Below are 4,608 nucleotides of genomic sequence, written 5' to 3'. Positions count from 1 at the left end.
AATTCATACGGTCGCCCACCCGCGGCCTGAGGACTACTTCTTCTTCGGGCCGAATTCCTTGTCGATCGCCGCGACGAACTCGTCCTTGGTCATCGGGGCGCGATCCGCGCCTTCGGCGTTCAGCTTCTTCCCGTCGACGAGCAGCGTCGGCGTGCCGTTCACGCCGTTCTTGCCGAAGAGCTTGCCCATCTCCAGCGCCCACTTGTCGTACGTGCCGTCCTTCACGGCCTTCTCGAAGCCGGCGTTGCCCTTGAGGGCCGGGACCTGCTGTGCGATGTCGATGAGCTTCTGGTCCTTGGCGAAGGCGTCGTCCGTCTCCTCCGGGTGGTTCTTCTGCGAGTACAGGGCTTCCTTGTACGCGACGAACGCGTCCGGGCTGACGTTCAGGGCCGCGCCCAGCGCGCTGACGGCGTTCTTCGAGCCGGTCCCCGAGCCGCCGCCCAGGGTGTCGATGAAGTTGACCATGACGAAACGCACCTTGTAACGGCCGTCCTTGACGTCCTGGCGCAGCTCAGCCCCGACGTTCTGCTCGAAGGACGCGCAAGACGGGCACCGCGGGTCCTCGAAGACCTCCAGGGTCTTCTTGGCCTTCGCGTCGCCGATGGTGATCACATCGCCGTTCTCACCCGTGGTGTTGGCAGGCTTGACGAGCGTCTTCTTGGCGGCGGCGTCCCACTCCTTGCTGCCGGTGGACTTGTCCTTGCCGGAACCGCCGTCCATGTTGCTGACCGCGAAGCCGATGCCGCCGGCTATCGCGAGGACCACCACGATCGCGCCGCCGACGACGAGCTGCCGGCGGGTCTTGTCCTTCTTGGCCTGGCGCTCGCGCTCGGCGCGCATCTTCTCGCGGGCGGCCTGCTTGTTCTGCTGGTTGTTGCGGTTGCTCATGATGTCGACTCCGTGGATTGACGTGCGCGGTGGCGAAGGGGACCGGACTGCTCAGGCGCCCGAGGGCGCCCAGGCGGCCGGGCGGGGCGGACCGCGCCGCAGGACGGAGTGGAAGAGCTGGGGGAGCGTACGGGCGAGGGGCGCGCGCCCGTACGAGACGACGGGAGCCGTCGGCCGCGCGGTGGCGGCGATCACGGCGACGGCGAGCAGCAGCGGCCGGAAGGCCAGCGAGGCGACCGCGCGCAGCAGCCGCCGCAGCGCCACCTCGCCGCGGCGCAGCCAGGCGGCGGCCAGCAGCCCGACCGCGACGTGCGCGGCCAGCAGCAGCCAGGGCGCCGAGGCGGTGCTGAAGAGCGGCGCGGGGTCGCCGCGGTGGGCGGTCAGCCGGGCCAGCGGCGTGCCGAAGTCGCCGCCGCGGCACAGCAGATCGACGCCCATGGAGCGCAGCGGCCCCGTGACGGGGCCGCCCGAACGCCCGTAACACGCGTGCTGGCCGGTGGTGAAGACCGTGTCCGCCGCCAGCTCCAGGGGGACGAGGAGAGCGGCGATGCTCCCGTAGCCGCGCTCCCGTCCCGCCAGGGCGTACGCGACCGTGAAGAGCGCGACGCAGAGCACGGCCACCGTCGGCAGCGGGAGGGGGGTGCGGGAGAGCACGACGTGGGAGCCGGCGGACAGCGTGAGGCACACGGCCGTGAACAGCGCCGCACGCACGGCTCTCCACTGCTCTCCCGTCCCCTCCATGACGCCGAATTTTGCCACGGAGGCGGGTAGGCGTCGTGTCAAGATTCGGACTCGGGTCCGCATAGGAGGCGGATCAGCGACGGATCACAGGTGGTCCTTGACGGCCGACTCGAAGTCCGCCGGAGTCATCGGCACGCCCTCGCCCTTGGTCAGCTTCTTGCCGTCGAGCTTGAGGGTCGGCGTCCCGGTGACGTCCTTCGTGTTGTCGAACGTGTCGGAGACGTTCAGCGCCCACTTGTCGAACGTGCCCTCGGTGACGTTCTTCTTGAACTCGGCGTTGTCCTTGAGCGCCGGTACCTGCTGCGCGATCTTCAGCAGGTAGTCGTCGTCGGCGAACTTGTCCTGGTTCTCCTCGGGGTGGTTCGTCTTGGAGTACAGCGCCTGGTTGTAGGCGACGAACGCCTCCGGGCTGACGTTGACGGCGGCGCCGATCGCGCTGAGCGCGTTCTTCGACCCGGTCCCGCCCATGTTCTTGTCCAGGAATGTGCCGATGTGGTACGTGACCTTGTACGTGCCGTCCTTGACGTCCTTCTGGATCGTCTGCCCGACGTTCTGCTCGAAGACCGAGCAGATCGGGCAGCGCATGTCCTGGTAGACCTCAAGCGTGTGCTTGGCCTTCGGGTCGCCGACGGTGATGTCGGTGCCGCCCTTGCCCGCGGTGTTCGCGGGCTCGACCAGCGTCTTCTTGGCGGCCGCGTCCCAGGACGAGTTGCTGCTCTTGCTGCCGCCGCTGCCGCCCAGCTGCGTGGCGGCCACCCCGATGCCCGCGGCGACGGCCAGCACCGCGACGACCGAGCCGCCGACGACGAGCTGCCGGCGGGTCTTGTCCTTCTTGGCCTGGCGCTCGCGCTCGGCGCGCAGCCGCTCGCGGGCGGCCTGCTTGTTCTGCTGACTGTTGCGGTTGCTCATGAGGATGCTTCTCTCTGCGTCGTATGACAGTCGTCCGTCGGCCGGCAGGCTTGTCGCCCGGCGGCCGTTCGACCGGATTGCTCAGGCGGTCGCCGGGAGAGGCGGTCCCCGGCGGACGACCGAATGCACGAGCAGAGGGAGCGTGCGTGCGGGCGGGGTGCGGCGCGCGATCCGGCGCACCGGGGCCCGTACGGGCGCGGCCGCCGCGGCGAGCGCCGCGAGAGCGAGCAGCAGCGGGCGGAACGCGGACACGGCCGCGGCACGCAGCAGCTGGCCGAACGCCGCCTCGCCGCGCCGCAGCCATGCCGCGCCCAGCAGCCCGAGCGCGAGGTGCGCGGCGAGCAGCAGCCAGAAGGCCGTCGCGGTGTCCGGCACGTTCGGCAGCGGCGAGCCGATGTCGCCGCCGCCGCACAGCAGGACCAGCGGCCCTCCGGTGGGAGCGGGGGCGACCTGGCCGTGACAGGTGTCCTGCCCGGTGGTGAAGACGGCGTCGGCCGCCAGCTCCAGGGGGACGAGGAGGGCGGCGATGTGCCAGTAGCCGCGCTCCCGGCCCGCCAGCGCGTACGCGATCACGAAGACGGCGACCGACAGCGCGACGACGGTCGTCAGCGGCAGCGGGACGCCGGACAGCAGCACATGGGACGTCGCGGACAGCAGTACGCACAGCGCCGTGAAGAGCGCCGCGCGCAGAGCCCGCAGTCGTACCGCTGAAATGTCCATCGCGGCGAAGTCTGTCATGGGCGGAGGTAGGGACTGCCTAAAGGGCTGTGAGCGGGGTGCGGCTCACAGGCCGGGGATGCGGCCGTTGCGGAAGAGGTCCACGAAGATCTGGTGGTCGGCCCGCGCCCGCGCCCCGTAGGAGTGCGCGAAGCCGGTCAGCAGCTCGCCGAAGCCGTCCTCGTCGGCGGCGATGACCGCGTCGATGGCGCGCTCGGTGGAGAAGGGCACCAGCGAGTGGCCGCTCTGGTCGTCGGCGGCCGCGTGCATGGCGGCGGTGGCCCGGCCCAGGTCCGCGACGACGGCGGCGATCTCGGCCGGGTCGTCGATGTCCGACCAGTCGAGGTCCACCGCGTACGGCGAGACCTCGGCGACCAGCTGCCCCCGGCGGCTGCCGTCCCCCTCCAGCTCCGTCCACCCCAGCCAGGGGTCGGCGTGCGCCTGGAGGGCGCGCTGCGAGATGACCGTGCGGTGGCCCTCGTGCTGGAAGTAGTCGCGCACCGCCCGGTCGGTGATGTGCCGGGAGACGGCCGGGGTCTGCGCCTGCTTCATGTAGATGACGACGTCGTTCTCCAGGGCGTCGCTGTTGCCCTCCAGGAGGATGTTGTACGAGGGCAGGCCGGCGCTCCCTATGCCGATGCCCCGGCGGCCGACGACGTCCTTGACGCGGTAGGAGTCGGGCCGGGCCAGGCTGGACTCCGGGAGCGTCTCCAGATAGCCGTCGAAGGCCGCGAGAACCTTGTAGCGGTCCGCCGCGTCCAGCTCGATCGTGCCGCCGCCCGAGGTGAAGCGGCGCTCGTAGTCGCGGATCTCGGTCATCGAGTCGAGCAGCGCGAACCGGGTCCGCGAGCGCGCGTCGCGCAGCGCGCCCAGCAGCGGGCCCTCGGCGCTGTCCAGGGTGAACGGCGGCACCTCGTCGTTCTTCGCGCCGGTCGCCAGGTCGTGCACGCGCGCGCGGTACGCGGCCGCGTAGACGCCCACCAGCTCGGTGATCTGCCCGTCGCTGAGCGCCTTCGAGTAGCCGATGAGCGCGATGGAGGCGGCGAAGCGCTTGAGGTCCCAGGTGAAGGGGCCCACGTAGGCCTCGTCGAAGTCGTTGACGTTGAAGACCAGCCGGCCGTTGGCGTCCATGTACGTGCCGAAGTTCTCGGCGTGCAGATCGCCGTGCACCCACACCCGGCTCGTCCGCTCGTCCAGGTACGCGCCGTCGTCGCCCGCCGCGCCGGCCGTGCTGTCGGGGCCTGTGGCGAGGTCGTTGTAGAACAGGCAGGCGGTGCCCCGGTAGAAGGCGAAGGCGGACGCGGCCATCTTCCGGAACTTGACCCGGAAGGCGGCCGGGTCGGCCGCCAGAAG

At 70.7% G+C, this 4,608-nt stretch carries 5 protein-coding genes; all 5 read right to left on the bottom strand.

Features of this window, described 5'->3' with window-relative positions; all coding sequences use genetic code 11:
• Nucleotides 1-33: 33 nt before the first annotated feature.
• Nucleotides 34-888 (bottom strand): thioredoxin domain-containing protein, encoded by an 855-nt coding sequence (locus ACFU99_RS19165; RefSeq protein WP_384393311.1) that lies wholly within the window; start codon nt 886-888, stop codon nt 34-36.
• Between the two features lie 51 nt (nt 889-939).
• Entirely contained in the window at nt 940-1,629 is a 690-nt protein-coding gene (locus ACFU99_RS19160; RefSeq protein ID WP_384393308.1) for a hypothetical protein, read from the bottom strand.
• A gap of 84 nt (nt 1,630-1,713) precedes the next feature.
• A complete protein-coding gene (locus ACFU99_RS19155; protein ID WP_384393305.1) occupies nt 1,714-2,538 on the bottom strand; it encodes a thioredoxin domain-containing protein in 825 nt (274 codons plus the stop codon).
• Between the two features lie 81 nt (nt 2,539-2,619).
• Nucleotides 2,620-3,276, bottom strand: coding sequence for a hypothetical protein (locus ACFU99_RS19150; protein ID WP_384393302.1), 657 nt, complete (start codon nt 3,274-3,276; stop codon nt 2,620-2,622).
• A gap of 45 nt (nt 3,277-3,321) precedes the next feature.
• The coding region (locus ACFU99_RS19145; protein WP_384393299.1) for a DUF2252 domain-containing protein at nt 3,322-4,608 on the bottom strand (1,287 nt) is incomplete at its 5' end.

Origin of the sequence: Streptomyces sp. NPDC057654, from assembly GCF_042800135.1 — a bacterium.
Taxonomy (GTDB): domain Bacteria; phylum Actinomycetota; class Actinomycetes; order Streptomycetales; family Streptomycetaceae; genus Streptomyces.
The sequence above is the reverse complement of the archived record's forward strand: the minus strand, read 5'-3'. Positions and strand labels throughout refer to the sequence as shown.

Bases quoted from the DNA above. Each gene is read 5' to 3' on its own strand.
- ACFU99_RS19165 (WP_384393311.1), bottom strand. From the start codon at position 888: ATGAGCAACCGCAACAACCAGCAGAACAAGCAGGCCGCCCGCGAGAAG.
- ACFU99_RS19160 (WP_384393308.1), bottom strand. From the start codon at position 1,629: ATGGAGGGGACGGGAGAGCAGTGGAGAGCCGTGCGTGCGGCGCTGTTC.
- ACFU99_RS19155 (WP_384393305.1), bottom strand. From the start codon at position 2,538: ATGAGCAACCGCAACAGTCAGCAGAACAAGCAGGCCGCCCGCGAGCGG.
- ACFU99_RS19150 (WP_384393302.1), bottom strand. From the start codon at position 3,276: ATGACAGACTTCGCCGCGATGGACATTTCAGCGGTACGACTGCGGGCT.